This is a genomic window from Helicobacter pylori, from assembly GCF_003637665.1.
Taxonomy (GTDB): Bacteria; Campylobacterota; Campylobacteria; order Campylobacterales; family Helicobacteraceae; genus Helicobacter; species Helicobacter pylori_CK.
In genome coordinates, this window is the sequence record NZ_MVWR01000030.1 from 1 (window position 1) to 612 (window position 612).

Here is a 612-nt window from a genome sequence, read left to right on the forward strand (position 1 = left end):
ATTTAGAGCTAGAAAACAAGAGGGCTAAACTCAATCTTGTTTATGATGGATTTGTCAAGAAATTTGGCTATCTCAATGAAAACAAAAACCGCAAGGACATCAAACAAGATTTGTATGGCGCTAAAGTCTTAGGATTAGAGAAAGACTTTGAAAAAGAAATCACCGCTAGAAGCGCTAAAATGCAAAACATAGAGCCAAGGCAAGCTCAAGCTAAAAAAGCTCAAATCTTTTTTGAAAGGACTTTAAACCCTAAAAAAGAATTTATCATTACTAACGCTAAAGAGGCATTAATTACTAGCATCAATCAAAAAGGGGGTTTGGATTTGCATTTCATTAGGGATCATTTTAAAACCCAAAGCTTAGAAACCACAATTAAAGAACTTTTAGAACAAAAACTGATCTATAAAGACCACAAGGATAATGGCGGCTATATTTTAGCGAACGATTATTTGAGCGGCAATGTGAAAAGAAAGCTCAAAGAAGTTAAAGAAGCCATCAAAGAAGGCGTGGAGGGATTAGAGGCTAATGTGAAAGATTTAGAGCGGATTATCCCTAAAGATTTGAAAGCCACTGAAATCATGGCTAATATCAACAGCCCTTGGATACCCACTC

At 35.8% G+C, this 612-nt stretch carries 1 pseudogene; it reads left to right on the forward strand.

The features are described from left to right. Positions 1–612: pseudogene (locus EAL49_RS08210) on the forward strand (helicase); the annotation flags it as partial.